This window comes from Salipaludibacillus aurantiacus, from assembly GCF_900111295.1.
GTDB classification, from domain to species: domain Bacteria; phylum Bacillota; class Bacilli; order Bacillales; family Salisediminibacteriaceae; genus Salipaludibacillus; species Salipaludibacillus aurantiacus.
Map to the genome: position 1 here is coordinate 80238 of NZ_FOGT01000012.1, position 15637 is coordinate 95874.

Annotated in this window: 11 protein-coding genes and 1 riboswitch; of the genes, 3 read left to right on the top strand and 8 right to left on the bottom strand. The window is 41.1% G+C overall.

Translation table 11 applies throughout. The features are described from left to right. Window positions 1-99: 99 nt before the first annotated feature. Window positions 100-1116, bottom strand: a complete 1017-nt coding sequence (gene msrA, locus BMW59_RS14660) for a peptide-methionine (S)-S-oxide reductase MsrA (RefSeq protein WP_281244277.1) — start codon at window positions 1114-1116, stop codon at window positions 100-102. Window positions 1117-1383: 267 nt separating this feature from the next. Continuing rightward, window positions 1384-1806: an organic hydroperoxide resistance protein gene (locus BMW59_RS14665; protein ID WP_093053794.1), complete on the bottom strand. Its 423-nt coding sequence runs from the start codon at window positions 1804-1806 to the stop codon at window positions 1384-1386. A gap of 159 nt (window positions 1807-1965) precedes the next feature. On the opposite strand from BMW59_RS14665, the gene BMW59_RS14670 reads away from it, so the two are divergent. Further along, the gene (locus tag BMW59_RS14670) at window positions 1966-2811 is read left to right on the top strand and encodes an alpha/beta hydrolase (RefSeq protein ID WP_093053797.1); all 846 of its coding nucleotides are present in this window, start codon (window positions 1966-1968) and stop codon (window positions 2809-2811) included. Between the two features lie 14 nt (window positions 2812-2825). On the opposite strand, the gene BMW59_RS14675 is transcribed toward BMW59_RS14670, so the two are convergent. The 4 genes from BMW59_RS14675 to BMW59_RS14690 form a co-directional block, all read right to left on the bottom strand. After that, on the bottom strand, window positions 2826-3977 hold the full coding sequence (locus BMW59_RS14675) for an NADH:flavin oxidoreductase/NADH oxidase family protein (protein WP_245733127.1): 1152 nt from the start codon (window positions 3975-3977) through the stop codon (window positions 2826-2828). A gap of 127 nt (window positions 3978-4104) precedes the next feature. Further along, a complete protein-coding gene (locus BMW59_RS14680) occupies window positions 4105-5148 on the bottom strand; it encodes a C45 family autoproteolytic acyltransferase/hydrolase (protein WP_093053804.1) in 1044 nt (347 codons plus the stop codon). 259 nt (window positions 5149-5407) lie between these two features. Continuing rightward, window positions 5408-6445, bottom strand: coding sequence for a ribonucleotide-diphosphate reductase subunit beta (locus BMW59_RS14685; protein WP_093053807.1), 1038 nt, complete (start codon window positions 6443-6445; stop codon window positions 5408-5410). Between the two features lie 26 nt (window positions 6446-6471). Next, the gene (locus tag BMW59_RS14690; RefSeq protein WP_245733128.1) at window positions 6472-8676 is read right to left on the bottom strand and encodes a ribonucleoside-diphosphate reductase subunit alpha; all 2205 of its coding nucleotides are present in this window, start codon (window positions 8674-8676) and stop codon (window positions 6472-6474) included. A gap of 248 nt (window positions 8677-8924) precedes the next feature. Continuing rightward, window positions 8925-9127, bottom strand: a riboswitch (cobalamin riboswitch). 181 nt (window positions 9128-9308) lie between these two features. Here BMW59_RS14690 and BMW59_RS14695 point away from each other — a divergent pair. Beyond that, window positions 9309-9824 (top strand): hypothetical protein, encoded by a 516-nt coding sequence (locus tag BMW59_RS14695; protein WP_093053810.1) that lies wholly within the window; start codon window positions 9309-9311, stop codon window positions 9822-9824. Window positions 9825-9913: 89 nt separating this feature from the next. On the opposite strand, the gene BMW59_RS14700 is transcribed toward BMW59_RS14695, so the two are convergent. Next, on the bottom strand, window positions 9914-10822 hold the full coding sequence (locus BMW59_RS14700) for a gamma-glutamylcyclotransferase family protein (RefSeq protein WP_093053813.1): 909 nt from the start codon (window positions 10820-10822) through the stop codon (window positions 9914-9916). 305 nt (window positions 10823-11127) lie between these two features. Then, window positions 11128-13731, bottom strand: coding sequence for a bifunctional acetaldehyde-CoA/alcohol dehydrogenase (gene adhE, locus BMW59_RS14705; RefSeq protein WP_093053817.1), 2604 nt, complete (start codon window positions 13729-13731; stop codon window positions 11128-11130). Window positions 13732-14061: 330 nt separating this feature from the next. Here adhE and BMW59_RS14710 point away from each other — a divergent pair, with 330 nt between their 5' ends. After that, window positions 14062-15600: a hypothetical protein gene (locus BMW59_RS14710; protein WP_093053821.1), complete on the top strand. Its 1539-nt coding sequence runs from the start codon at window positions 14062-14064 to the stop codon at window positions 15598-15600. Window positions 15601-15637: the final 37 nt, after the last annotated feature.

A 15637-nucleotide genomic window follows, 5' to 3' on the forward strand; every position in this document is an offset into this window, starting at 1 on the left:
AACTCGCACATTATTATCTTATTAATCATTAAATATATAAAGGAATGGCTCCGCGGAAGGGCCATTCCTTTATTATCTGTGTTTTATACCAGTCTGGCATTACTCTTCTTCAAATAAATATAAAAATTCTTCGTAGCCTTTTTGCTCCATTTCTTCTTTAGGGATAAACTCTAAAGCTGCTGAGTTTATACAATACCTCAACCCGGTAGGCTCCGGTCCGTCTTTAAAAACATGGCCTAAATGGGAATCCGCATATTTACTTCTTATTTCAGTTCTTCTTACAATCAGTTTCCAGTCATTTTCTTCCACAATAGTTTCTTCAAGAATAGGCTGAGTAAAGCTCGGCCATCCCGTTTCTGAATCAAACTGATGAGTCGAACTGAATAAAGGTTCACCTGAAACAATATCAACATATATGCCATCTTCATAATGATTCCAATACTCGTTTTCATAGGCAGGCTCTGTTCCATCTTCCTGGGTCACATAAAATGCCATATCGCTCAGCCCATTTTTCAGACTGTCTTTATCTTGTTTTTCATATTGCCGCCAAAAAGCAAGATTTTCTTCTTCCGGTTCCGGCATCTCATAATCTCTTTCTTCCGGCCAATGTTCATCTAAAAATTCATCTCTGCCGGAATTGGACCGGTAAAACTCGTATCTCACAGGGTTTTCTTTATAGTAATTCTGGTGATAATCTTCTGCCCTGTAAAAAGTATCCGCCTCAGTTATTTCGGTAACTACGGGATCTTCAAATCTCCCTGACTGATTCAGCTCCACTTTTGATTCTTCTGCCAGTTTTTTCTGATCCTGATTATGGTAAAAAATAACAGGCCGGTATTGCTCCCCTCTGTCGACAAATTGTCCTTCATTATCAGTCGGGTCTATCTGCCGCCAGTAGATCTGAAGAAGGTCTTCGTACGAGACGATTTCCGGATCGTAAATGACCTGAACCGTCTCCACATGCCCTGTTTCTCCGCTTGCGACATCTTCATAAGACGGATTAGGCTCATCACCGCCCATATAACCGGCTACTACATCGTTGACTCCTTCTATTTCCTCAAAAGGGGGTTCCATACACCAGAAACAGCCGCCTGCAAATGTTGCCGTATGCCTCAAATCTTCTTCCGCAAGTTCAAACGGTTCACTTCCGTAAGATCTGCTGGTGAAATAATCATATATGACTGGAATAAAAATAAATGCGGCCCCAGACAAAGTGATCACCAGCAGTAGAGCAGTAAATTTTTTCAAGGCGCCCCCTCCTTTTCATACTTTACCGTATGTCTATTATACGTCTCATTTTAAAATTTTTCACGGACTGGGATTCAGGCGTTAGCCGCACAAAAAAAGCCCGGAAATTTACATTTCCGGACTATTGTAAAACGTCTATTTCGTTTTGACAACTAAATCGACATCTATATTTCCTCTTGTAGCTTTTGAATACGGGCAGAATTCATGTGCTTTGTGGACGAGGTCTTCAGCTTCTTCCTGGCTTACTCCGCCAACTTCTGCATGAAGCGTTACAGCAAGTTTAAACCCGTCATCCGAAGAATCCTTCAGTAGGCTCACTTCCCCTGTAAGATTTGAATCAATCTCTTTACCTGCTTTAGAGGCCATTAAATTTAGCGCACCGTCGAAACAAGCTGCATAACCCGCTGCGAATAACTGCTCCGGATTTGTCGCATCACCTGGAAGATCGTTTCCTTTAGGCATGGACAGATCAAGATCAATGACTCCGTTATCAGACTTAACATGTCCTTCACGTCCACCTTGCACAGTTGCTTTAGTTGTTAAAATTTTCTCAGACATCGTCTCACTCCCTTAAAAATAATTGGTTTTCTTCTTCTACTCTTATATAAGTTCACGTTAATGACACATTTTAAACCTGTTTGTCCCAATCAGTGAGTTAGTAAATTTTTAAAACCGTTGTTATAATTGCCCTAAATCGAATTAAAGGAGTTACAATCCATGTCAAGAGTTACATCGCTGTTTACATTTTCCGATAATGTGAACATCCCCTATTATGAATATCCTTCAACGGTGAAAACTGACAGCGTGATGTTATGTATCCACGGTCTCACATCTGAAATGGAGCATTTATTCACGTTTGCTGAAAAACTCAGCGGAAAGCTGGACGTTGATGTCCACCTTCCCATATTGCGCGGCTATACGTCTTTTGAGACAGGCATTGGCGACATACCTGAAAAAAATAAATATGATTCCGATTTAATAGAAATGATTAATGAACTGGCACACGAGTATAAGCATATTTATTTAATGGGCCATTCCATTGGGGCCGCAAATGTGATGCGATACTTTCTGGAAGAGCCTCATTACAAGGTTAGAAGCTTTTTTCTTGTTTCGCCTTTTCTTCATCCTTCACTGAAAGTTTCCCGGGAGCAGAAAGGAGATAATGGAGGCGATGACTTTTATGAAGTCTTTTATACACGTGCCGTCATACTGCGAATGCTGGACCGGTTTAATATCCAATTGTTTTCCCAAAAGCCGGTTGTGAAGATTCCAATGAGGGAAATACCATACGAACCTGATTCTGCCACCGTTCCTTATACATTAAGCTACCGGCTGATTACCTCCCGATTTATAACAAAGCCCGATATATTAAAAAACCCGGGCCTCAGCCGGTTTAACGTTTTTATTGGAAATAATGATGAAGTCATTGACGGACTGAAATTTAAGGACATCTGGGAGAAGAACACGGGCGGTAAAGTTACCCTTTTAGAGAAAGAGGACCATAACCGTGTCTTATACAGCACTCTATTCCTTAAAGGGATTGAGCAAACGATTAAGTCTTAAACTGCTCGCAAATTTTATACTCTTCTTTTTTGGAATACTTCACTTCCGTTTTTTAAAACAGTAAGAAAAAGAGACAGCAGAGGCGAAAAGGCTGGTTTTGGCCTTTTCCCTTTTCCAATTCTCGCCAGTTGCTGGCTGTACCATGTTAATTCAAGCATGGCATGGTCATCCAACAATGAAATTCCTGTCTTTTTCTGAGTTAAAGTAAGCTTCTGTAATTTATTTTCTTTAAGCAATTGAGGAAGTGCCGGATAGACAGCCATCGGGCGTGCAATTCCGATAAAGTCTGTTTTTCCGCGAAATAATGCTTCCTCCATCCCCTCTTTAGTTCTAAAACCGCCTGTTACTGCGATCGGCACATCTGTCTCTTTTTTCAGCCGTTCTGCGTGCTCAATAAAGTAAGCTTCCCTTTTGGCTGTTGACGGCTTTATATTCCTGCCGGTCATTTCAGGTTTTTCATACGTTCCGCCTGATATTTCAATGAGGTCAGTCCCCATGTCTGCCAGCTCTTTTATAACATACAACGACTCGTGTTCCGAAAAACCGGATTTAATGAAATCAGCGCTGTTTATTTTAACACTGACTGGAAAACCTTCTCCAGTTTCCGCGCGCACAGCTTTATATATTTCCTGCAGAAATCTGAAACGGTTTTTGATGGAGCCTCCCCACTCATCTGTTCTCCGGTTATGTTTATTGGATAAAAACTGGCTCACTAAGTAGCCGTGAGCAGCGTGTATCTGAACACCTGAGAAGCCGGCATTTTGGGCTAAACGGGCAGTTTCGGCAAACTTTTTTATTATCGCTGTAATTTCTTCGCCTGTTAGTGCCCGGCATTTTGGAAAGAATTTTTGAAGTGAGGGTTCAAATGGAACAGCGGAAGGGGCTACGGCTTCGTCAACTACTCCTTTAAAGACTTGTTTGCCTGGATGATTAATTTGCATCCATAAATGAGTGCCATTTTCAGTCCCTGCTTCTGCCCATTTTTTGAAAAGCGTTAAATGCCGGTCATTTTCAAGCACGACATTCCGCCGTTCTCCTAACGCTTTTCGGTCAACCATAACGTTACCCGTGACAAGAACTCCCGCTCCACCCCTGGCCCAGGTTCGGTAGAGCCGTATCAGTTTGTCAGAAGGCAAATTGTCTTCTGTGGCTAATGCTTCACTCATCGCCGATTTAAAAATCCGGTTCTTTATTATTATATTCTTCAGTGGATAGGGCTGAAATAAAAGAAATGGTTTGTTCATAGGCCGCTCCTTTAGGATTTTTCATGGAAATCTTGTTTCTTTAACACGCTTATTTTAAATGATTTATTCCATCAACACCGGTTACTTTTCCTCTGATTTTTTTAATCCTTAACCGCTCTCCTTTCAGCCAGTCTGAGAAAGAAATACTTACTGGGAGAGCGTTCAGACCGACACCTGCAGTTACCTCAAGAAGCTTAGTATCATACAGAGCCGTGTGAATCGTTCCAGACCAGTTTCCATAGTCGCTTTTCCCGACACCGTAAACCGATTCATTTAAAAAACTGAAAATATCCCTTCTGGAAGGCGTTTGGCTTATAAAACCCTGCAGCCGAAGAAGACGCTCTTTTGATTCGGAAATTTTATACCGATTCTCGTTTTGCCTGGAAGGAGTCTGAAAATGGTTAGTACAGGCCCCCTTCTCACTCTCAAAAACGGTCACTCCCAGCGATGAGCCTTCTACGAGTGCCCGGTCCCCATGTCTGTCTGCTAAAGAATAATTAAAAGCGTGCCTGTGCGGAACTTCTTTTAGCAGAGCGATCGCTTCCTTGACAGTGGCGCATGAGTCAAGAATAAACCTTGCAATAGACGTACATATAAATCCATCTTCAGGCCTTAGCCGGTTAACAAAATGATAGCCTGTCGCCAGGCCTTTTTCGTTCATTCCGTCCATTCTCCCGATCATTCGCTGGGCAAAGCCGATATGGGCATAACCTTTTACAGGCTGCCAGAGTAAGAAACGGCCATCATAGGTTTTTGGATGATAATCGTAATTCCGGGCGTAAATCCCCCCGCTCATTATCGCGCTGCAGCCTGATTTTTTCCAGCTTTGCTGGTACCCGGCATATTCATGATAAACATCTTCTGTTCTCCATCCTAACCCATCTGCTAACCCTTCGATCTCATCAATGAGATAAGGTGAAAACGCCTTAATATATGATTTTGCTTCTGTTAAATCCGTTGTATATTTCCTGATAGATTTCCTGCGTCTTTTAGTGTGTTTATTAAACAGAGCGGTTTTTTTCATCGCTTCACCCTGTTTTAGGCCGTAAGCGTAAGGATCTCCCCGCCCTTCCACCACATCCACTTCTATCATTAGCTCCACGGCTCCTTTATCAGCTTTAAAAGTCTTCTCTATCCATTATACAAATAATTTCATATAAGCTGAAAAGAACCGCTTAGTGCAAATAGAAAGCCGGGGTTTTATTACCGTCCGGCTTTGCTTTCTGCTCTATAATCTGTTTTTTTATTCAAATAAAGAATCCGCTGATTTGAACTGCCACGGAAAGCAATGTCTCTCAGATGATCCTTATAAGGACATTTTTAAGAACATCAATAATGTCCCCCTCTGCAGCCTACAAGTCATCGAATCCGTTTTCCTCAGACACTTTCGTATACTGTCTGGACTTTTGTTCAAAAAAGTCTGTTTTTCCCTGGTTCACATCTTCGTACACCTTAATCCATTTCATAGGATTTGTTCTGTAGCCTTCGAAAGGCCTCTCTACTCCAAGCTCATTCACACGTTTATTTGCCATAAATTTAATGTACGCTTCCAAATCTGTAATGGGAATTTCCGGAATTCTGTCACCTATAATATAATTTGCCCACTTAATTTCCAGTTCAGCTGCTTTTACAAAGGTTTCCTGCACGAATTTATCATTTTCTTCAGTCTGAAGTTCCGGACACTCCTTACGCAGTTCCTTAAAAATATTGGCAAACAAATAGACATGGAGCTGTTCATCCCTGTTTATATAGTTGATCATTGTTGAAGTAGAGACCATTTTCTGGTTCTTTGCAAGATAATAAAAGAAACTGAACCCTGAATAAAAATTCAGCCCTTCCAATATCACATCGTATACAATAGATTCTAAAAGTGTCTGAGGAGTCGGGTTATTAACAAAAGATTCATAACCTTCGGCAATAAAGTCATTTCTTTCCCTTAAAACAGGATCGTGCTTCCAGTATTCAAATATCTCATCTTGTTCATCTTTATTGACAAGGCTTGATAAAACATAAGAGTAACTTTGGTTATGCACCACTTCCTGAAATGCTAATACAGTCATTAAGGCATTTAAGCTGGAATCGGTTAGATATTTTGACACGTGCATCGCATAGTCTGTCTGAATACTGTCTAAAAAAGCGAGCAGGCCAATTATTTTTTTAAAAGCGTCTTCCTCCGTTTCAGTTAGTGAAGAGAATTGTTTTATATCTGAACTCATATTAATTTCGAAGGGCGTCCAAAAATTCCCGAGCATATTTTTATATAAAGGATATGCCCATGAAAATCTCACGTCATCCCAGTTTAAAACATTGGAGCTTCGGCCTGAAATAATTCCTGTACTCGCATTTGGTGCTGATACATCGTAAAGTTTTCTTTCTGTTAACTTGGCCATTTATATTTCCTCCTTTGTGTTAGTCATTAGCTTGAGCAGCTTTCGCAGTCCTCCAGATCAGCAGAGGTGGACCGGACGTAATAGGTCGTCTTTAAATCATTCTTCCACGCGCTCATATGCAGGTCTAACAGTTCTTTTGCTTTAATTGCATGATTGACATATAAATTAAATGAAACAGATTGGTCAATATGTTTCTGCCTGGCTCCGTTCTGGGAAATGCTCCAGTGCTGGTCAATCGTATGTGCCGGTTTGTAGTACCAGGTGGTTTCACTATTAATATCCGGGGCGGTAACCGGTATTTTGTAATTTTTCTTTTCTTCTGCGTATTCTTTTTTAAACACTGGATCAATTGAGGCTGTAGAACCAGCTATTAATGACGTGCTGGAATTTGGGGCCACAGCCATAAGATAACCATTCCGGAGACCGTGTTTCTTAACGTCTTCCTTGAGGGCTGTCCAGCGGCTGCTGTTGTATCCTCTTTGTTTGAAATAAATGCCTGTTTCATAATCAGATCCTTTAAAGACGTTATATGCGCTTTTTTCTTTCGCTAATTTCATGCTTGCCTTTAAGGTGTAAAAATGAATATCCTCATACAAACGGTCAGCAAACGCGGTTGCCTCAGCAGATTCCCAGCGGATTTTTTTTAACGCGAGTAAATGGTGCCAGCCGAACGTTCCTAAACCGATGGCGCGGTACTTTTCATTCGTTGCTTTTGCTTGCGGGACTTCTATTGTATTAAGGTCAATGACATTATCAAGCATACGAACCTGGATAGTAATTAACCGTTCCAGCACGTCGTCCGTTACAGCTTTCGCCAGGGAGACAGAGCTCAAATTACAAACAACAAAATCACCAGGATGTTTTCTGATTACAATTTCCCCGTCACTTACCTTTTCTTCTTTAACCAAGGTCGGACTCATATTCTGCATAATTTCTGTACATAAATTTGAAGAATAAATCATGCCTTTATGCTTATTTGGATTCATTCTGTTTACTGTATCTCTGTAGAACATATATGGTGTTCCTGTCTCAAGTTGTGAAACCATAATTCTCTTCATAATGTCGATTGCGGGTACTTTTACCGATGTAAGGGTTTCATCGTTGACGCATGCTTCATATTTTTCACGGAAGCTCCCTCTGCCTTTTTCTTCGTCGTAATAGTCTTCAAGGGAAAAGCCTTTCTTTTGCCGTATTTCGTGAGGATCAAACAAATGCCACTCTTCTCTGAGTTCCACTTTTTCCATAAACAGATCAGGCAGACAGACACCAGTAAAAAGATCATGTGTCCGTTGTCTTTCATCGCCATTATTTAATTTAGCATCTAAAAAAGAAAAAATATCTTTATGCCAGACATCCAGGTAAACAGCGGCTGCTCCTTGTCTTTGTCCAAGCTGATCGACACTTACCGCTGTGTTGTTTAACTGCTTCATCCATGGCAGAACGCCGGATGATGTGCCTTCAAACCCCTTGATTGACGAACCCCTTGCCCGTATTTTCCCTAAATAAAGGCCGAGTCCCCCGCCATTTTTGCTAATCGTAGCAGCGTCAGTATTACTGTCGAATATTCCACGCAAGCTGTCATCAACCGTATCAATAAAACAGCTTGATAATTGCCCGTGAGTTTTTCCCGCATTGGCTAACGTAGGAGTTGCCACGGTCATATATAAATTGGACAATGCCCAGTATGCTTCTTTAACAAGACTCAGCCGTTCCTCTTTTTGTTCATTCAGCATCAGCGTCATGCTGATCACCATAAATCGTTCCTGAGGCAGTTCGAGAAGTTTTCCATCGTAAGCTTTGGCAAGGTAACGGTCAGCAAGAGTTTTCAGCCCTATGTAAGTAAACTGTTTGTCCCTGGATTCATCGAGCCACTTCTCCATCTCTATCAAGTCACTTTCTGAGTATGCTTCGATTAAGTCCTGACGGTAGAGACCGCGGCTGATTAACAGGGTAATTAATTGGCCGAATCGCTCGTAAGCCGGTAGTTCACGGGCGTCTTCGACCTGCTTTTTTAATTTTTCACTATAAAGCTCCGCGGCCACAAACGTCCAGTCCGGCTCCTCAATTGTTAATTGGTCCAAAGCGGAAGAAATGAGGGAGGATATCGGGTTTTTCACTTCATTAACAGCCTCAAGCCTCTTTTTAAAAGGGGCCCAGTTTAAATGGGGAAACCTTGTTTCCAGTTCTCCTGCTAACACTGATAAATTGTCTTTCTTTGTAAATGCGGTCATTGTTGTCATCCTTTCAATTTTATTAATCAAATAAAATAGCTTAACGCCAAGTTCCAAAGGGATGCAATGGCCTTTTTGTCACCTTCTAACCCTTTAACTTAGGCACATGTTCAAAGTACAAAAAAGCCTTCCCTTGGAAAGGGAAGGCTGAAAAACGGCAGAATGAGGCGTAAGACGACTGCCTCTTCACTCGCAAGTGATCTAAATATTGGCAGCCTGCCGTTTCTCACACTCAACCCCCGAAGGTCAGAAACTACAGAAAACAGGCAGGTCTCCTGACTTGTGCTTCCTCCTACTTTGAGCCTTCCCGTATAAGCGCCATCATCCGATAACTTTCTTATACAGTGGCAATCTCATTTCGTCCACACTTACAGTTGCGGGGACAGTTCCGGCTTTTAACCGGATTCCCTTTTAAGCTTGCACGGCAAGCACCTGAATTCCTCAAATATTCAATTAAGCACAATATATAGATAAAAAAGTTATTTTCGACCTATATAATGTACTAACAGCATAACGTCATTTTTTAAAAGATGCAATGGTTAATAGAAAAAAATGTTCCTTGAATATTCCCTCTATCTCTAGTAAAATACCTGAATTGTGAGTGAAAAGTACGCTGAAAGGAGCAATGAGTTATGTTTGCACCTGCCGCTTTAGATCCAAAGCAGGATAAAAACAAAGAAACCCTTATAGAAGAATATGAAACGCTTGAATTTCAAATTTTCCGGATGCAGGAAAATATAAAAGAAATCGCTAAAAAGTGGGATATATTAGGGATTGACCAAACTAAAGAAGAAAAATGGGTAATCGTTTATGCCGCAGATGACGGGAACATCTGTAAAATCATGGCTCACGACTGTGAAACACCCTTTCTCGGTAAGTGGGACTTTTCCATACACGCACAATATAAGAATGATCACCAGGTTCATATCGATGATATCCGCGGGGAGGAAAACCGCGGCTTCGGTTCAGTCTGTATGAATTTTTTAAAGGAATATACGAAGGACAAAAATATCCATACCATTTCCGGAGATATTTCCGAACGCGACTGGGAGCACCTGGACAGACTCATTCATTTTTACAAAAAGCACAGGTTCTATGTGGATATTGAATATGCAGAACAAAAAGGCGCCATTCACTGGCACCCTTAGATAATATATATGACGAGGGAGGAGGCGGGTATTTGGGCCGGTCTCTCTTTTTTACCTTTCGACTCTCCGCTGCTGCCGGTTAGTCTCTTTCAAAGGGCCTTACCTTTCTTTTCCTGTGTATCTGTGCTGAACTGAAAGCCCACTGATTCAAGCTTTTCCTCCAGCTTCCTGTAATAGTCGTCAGACAGTCTTCCTTTTGCCCCCCGCATAATTTCTGTCGCATAGTGTTCCGGCGGCGCTGAACAAGGCTGTTTATTAATTACTGTGAACGTGAGAACATTTTCGTGTATTTTTCCGTTTATGTCAACATCCACAAAAGTTGGCCGATAGTTGTTTGAATAAACCCCTTCTCTTTTAAAAAGGTAGTCCACGGCTTCCTTTGAAAGGGTATAAACTATTCCTTCTACGTAATCATCATCTGTTGTTTCTATAATATTTGCCCTGGCACCATCTGGCCGGGGGATAGAATAAGCAAAACTGTAATTTATCACTTTACCGGTCTCTACATTTTTTGAAAAATGGTCAAGCATCCCTGCTTTTATAATTCTTTCCGTATCCATGCAGGAGCCGTAAGCAAAATATTTCACCTCATTAAAAGATTTATACCAGCGGTCAACTTTCCAATCCTGAAAAGGCACTCGCTCTTTAAGGGTCTCTTTATGAGAATCATTTAATATATAAACCCAGGTTTTCACAGGGCTCCCTTCTGTCTCCACTTCCATCTCTGCCCTGTCGTAAAGGTTAATTTCTTTCCCTTGACGATATCCCTCAAGTACATCTAATGCAGCTAAGGTTTCTTTACCAATTTCATAGATTTCACCATATACATAATCGTGTCCTTCAAGAAGAAAAGCCGGGTATCCTTTTCCTGTGTCATAGAGAGATCCTCTTATTCTGGCCTGCTGGTAAACACGGCGTGAGTCTTTTAATAAGTAGTGGTTGCTTTCTCCCTGTCTTAACGTGCCATAGACAAAAACAAAAGATTTACTCGTATTCATCTTGCGCCTCCTGGTGTATTAAGCTAAAATTCTTCTTTATACTCTAACATATATATGTCTGCAGTTAAGGACAAGTGCACCATCTTCCTGAAAATAAGCAATAGTTCGAGCAACATGATGCCCCACTGTGACTGACCATGGGACGCAGTTCAATTTAAATAATAATAATTTTTCTTTTTTAGTTTACATAACATAAATACAGTAAATTTATCCCTTTTGTGTGATTTGATTTTCCTCAGGATAAAAAGAACCCAACAGCTGACTGTTGGGTTCAAACTAAGCATTATAAGCTTAACGTATTTTACTTAAACACCTTTATAGGCTAAACGATAAATTTCAGCTAATTCTGAGACTAAAGGCAGTTTAGGGTTTGCTGTTGTACACTGGTCTTCAAAAGCACGGTCAGCAAGAAGGTCTACTTTTTGTTCGAAGTCTTTTTTGTCCACTCCGCAAGCTTCAATACTCATAGGAATGTTAAGCTCTTTAGCTAACTTAATGACCGCCTGGACGAGACTTTCTACTCCTTGCGCTGTATCTTTAGCTGGTAAACCAAGCATTCTCGCAATTTCTGCATAGCGCTCATCGGCCCGGAAGTGGTTATACTTAGGGAACGCCGTGAACTTTGTTGGTTTTTCAGCATTGTAACGGATGACATGCGGCATTAAAATGGTGTTGGAACGTCCGTGTGCAATATGGAATTCAGCGCCTAATTTATGCGCAAGGCTGTGATTGATTCCCAGGAAGGCATTTGCAAACGCCATACCTGCGATCGTGGAGGCATTATGCATTTTTTCACGGGCCAGTTCGTCATTTCCATTTCGATAAGCTTTAGGGAGGTATTCAAATACTAGCTGAATAGCTTTGATAGCAAGTCCGTCAGTATAATCGTTGGCCATCACTGATACATAAGATTCGATGGCGTGAGTGAGAACATCCATCCCTGTGTCGGCAGTAACTGAAGGCGGCACTGATTTCACGTAAACCGGATCGATGATCGCCACATCAGGTGTCAGCTCATAATCTGCCAGCGGATACTTTACATTATTTTCTTTATCTGTAATGACAGAGAACGATGTAACTTCTGAGCCTGTTCCTGAAGTTGTCGGTATAGCTACAAATTGTGCTCTGTTTCCAAGTTTAGGATATTTAAAGACACGTTTACGAATATCAAGGAACTTCTGTTTCAGCCCGTGGAACTCAAGGTCCGGGTGCTCATAGAATACCCACATACCTTTTGCGGCATCCATGGCCGAACCGCCACCTAAAGTAATAATGACATCCGGTTCAAATTGTTTCATCATTTCTGCCCCTGCCATAACCGTTTCAATTGAGGGATCCGGCTCTACATCTGAGAAAACTTCATATTGAACGCGGTCCTGGCGTTTATTCAAGTAATATAATACTTTATCGACATATCCCATTTTCACCATGATCTCATCTGTAACGATCATAGCCCGGGAAATGTTAGGCATTTTTTCTAAATACTGTGTGGCATTCTTTTCAAAAAATACTTTTGGCGGAACTTTAAACCATTGCATATTGTTTTTTCTCTTTCCTATTTTTTTAATATTTACGAGGTTAATCGTACCTACATTTTGAGACACTGAATTGTGACCGTAAGAACCGCACCCGAGTGTCAGGGAAGGAATATAGCCGTTATAAATATCCCCGATGGCTCCCTGTGAAGACGGTGAATTTGAGATAATTCGCCCTGCTTTCATCTGAAGACCGAAATCACGGATCACATCATCATCCCCGGAATGGATGACCGCAGAGTGCCCAAGGCCTCCAAAGTGAAGCATTTCATCAGCTCGTTTGAAGCCTTCTTCCCGGTTTTTAACTTTGAAGCACGCAAGCACCGGGCTGAGCTTTTCTCTGGAGAGTGGAGACTCAGGACCTACTGTTTTCAGTTCAGCAATAAGAATCTTAGTTTTTTCATTAACTTTTACGCCTGCCATCGCTGCTATTTCCGCAGCTGGTTTCCCGACAATGTGAGGGTTAACAGCGCATGTGTCTTCATTGATCACAAGCTTCTCTACTTTTTTACGCTCCTCTTCAGTCAGGAAGTGGCAATTATTAGACTGTAATTCTATCTTTGTTTCTTCATAAATTTCTTTGTCTATAATAACCGCTTGTTCAGATGCGCAGATCATCCCGTTATCAAACGTTTTAGACAGTATTAAGTCATTAACTGCCTGTTTAACATTTGCACTTTTTTCTATATAACAAGGTACGTTACCCGGTCCTACTCCCAAAGCAGGTTTTCCTGTGCTGTAAGCTGATTTCACCATCCCTGCGCCTCCAGTTGCAAGCACGACAGCAACTCCCGGGTGGTTCATTAACTGTTGTGTTCCTTCAATAGAAGGTTTTTCAATCCATTGAATGCAGCCTTCAGGCGCTCCTGCCTTTAATGCCGCTTGGTACATGACTTCAGCAGCTCTGGCACTGCATTTCTGTGCAGATGGATGAAAGGCAAAGATGATTGGATTTCTCGTTTTTATAGAAATAAGAATCTTAAACATCGTAGTTGAAGTTGGATTCGTGACTGGTGTCACTCCTGCAACAACACCGACAGGCTCAGCAATTTCTATCATTTCTTCATGTTCATTCTCGTGGATAACTCCAACTGTTTTATCATATTTTATCGCATGATAAATATATTCTGTTGCAAAAATGTTTTTAATGATTTTGTCCTCGTAGACACCTCTTTTTGTTTCCTCAACAGCCATCTTGGCAAGAGGCATGTGCTGGTCCAGCCCGGCAAGAGCCATTTCTTTAACAATGTGATTAATCTGGTTCTGGTCAAAGTGCATAAATTCCTTGTGTGCCTTTTGCCCTTTTACTACCAGATCATTAACCATAGAAGCAGCGTCATCAGCTTTTTTTAATTGCTTTTCATTTACAGCCATTATAATTTCCTCCTCTTTATGTGAAGTGTTTCACATGTTTTCTTAAAAAAATTGATTTTTTCTTGATGTGTTTTGTTTACAGGTTCATTATAGCCTGAGGAAAAAGAAAAATAAATGAACAAATTGTGAAGTATTTCACATTCACAATGATAACGTATTCATTGTGACCTTTTAATGACAAATAAAAAATCCGGTTGATTTTTCATATGGTTTTTAAGATTGTCCATAAATTTAACATTATTGTAAAACAATTATTTTAAAGGGTATTTACCTGAACCCTTTAATAGGATAAGATATTCTTCGGTAAAAAAATTAATAAGGGGTTGTAGTATGGACATTGCAGAACAAATTACCAGTTTACAGCTATTAAACCAATTTTGGATATTATTATTCTTCCTTATACCTATGGTTATTATTTCAAGGACTGTAGTAGCTGGGACAAGGTATTCGCCTATTCTTATCATCGTTATTTTCGGGTTGTCACTCGGATATATCCTCGTTTTAAGTGATGTGGGGACACCTGGACTGGGAGAGTTCCCTTTCGTCAATCTGATGGCTGGTACCACCATTATTGCATTAACGGTATCTTTCTTTGTGGGGGGCCAGGAATTAAGGAAAATTCTTGGCAATAAGAAAGATGAAACAGACAGTATGGTTGTACCATCTGAAGAGGAAACTGTATTAGGAACGACAAGAACTCAATTTATTTTCATTTTACGGTCATTTTTTCTCCTGCTGGGTATTGAAGGGTTGTCCAGAATGATTCTTGGGACTGGGCAGGATAAAATGCTGAGCACGTATTACCCTCTGATTGCTTATATAGGTCTTGTCTGTGCGATCATATTTATAGATAATAAAGCGCGTATTACAGACAAACGCCTTTACATTCGAAAAGGGTTGCTCGAAATTACAGGTATTCTTGCTGTCCTGTTACTCTCTTATCATATTGCTCAAATTGTACAGCCGCTTATAGCACTTCCGCAAATATTCTTTGCAATGATGATTGCAGCAGGTCTGGGAGCGGTGCTTTACCGCTGGACTTTCGGCCCTACTATCCGTGCTCTGTTGTTCGGAGGGATTCCTGTAGTATTAGCGGCAAACTTTATGGTCGGGGGCTCACGAGTAGGTGAAGCGTTCACCATTGACGGTATGAATGCCGTGCTTGCTTACGGCTTTTTCGGACAGTTACTGTGGATGTTCGGAGGAATTGCATTACTGATGTATTTTGCAAAAACTTCTCATGCCCGTAACCTGGCACCGGGAATGGCAGGCGCCCTTTCCCACTCCGGGTTAACAGGAGCATGTACAGCCGGCGATTTTGGAAATACAGCTGCAAAACGGGCTCCAATCATGATTAATATTCCGTTTTTTGGCCATATATTTGTTTTCTCAATCCTGGCTATCAGTGCAGACAGAGGCAGCCTTTGGCTTTGGCCGTCTTTCATATTAGTAACCATTGGTGTCGTTTTAACGGTGCTCGCTTTAAGAAATTTAAGAGCAGCTAATGGCAGCGATAAAAAAGAAGTCAATGCTTTAATGCAGTTTTCTTTCGGCTGGCAGATCTGTGCTGTATTTGGAGGTCTCACCATGCTTAGCTTGAGCGCCATGGCAATGGATTATGGAGCAATGGCCCAGGCAAGCGCGATTTCGCATTTCGGTTTATTTGCGGCCATTCAGGAAGGTATGTTCGGCACTGAAGCTGCGTCATTAATTCCGTTTATTTTCTCTATGCCGTTTCTTGTCCATCCTTTAGTTTTCTATATGTTCGGTAAAGCGATGGATAACGATGGGGAAATGCCAGTTAAGCCAGTATATATCATGGCATTAATTGGTGTCGTTGGCATCACAGCTGCATTACTTATCTTCTAAAAGTCATTTAATCTATTCCGCCTGTGAGAAAACAGGC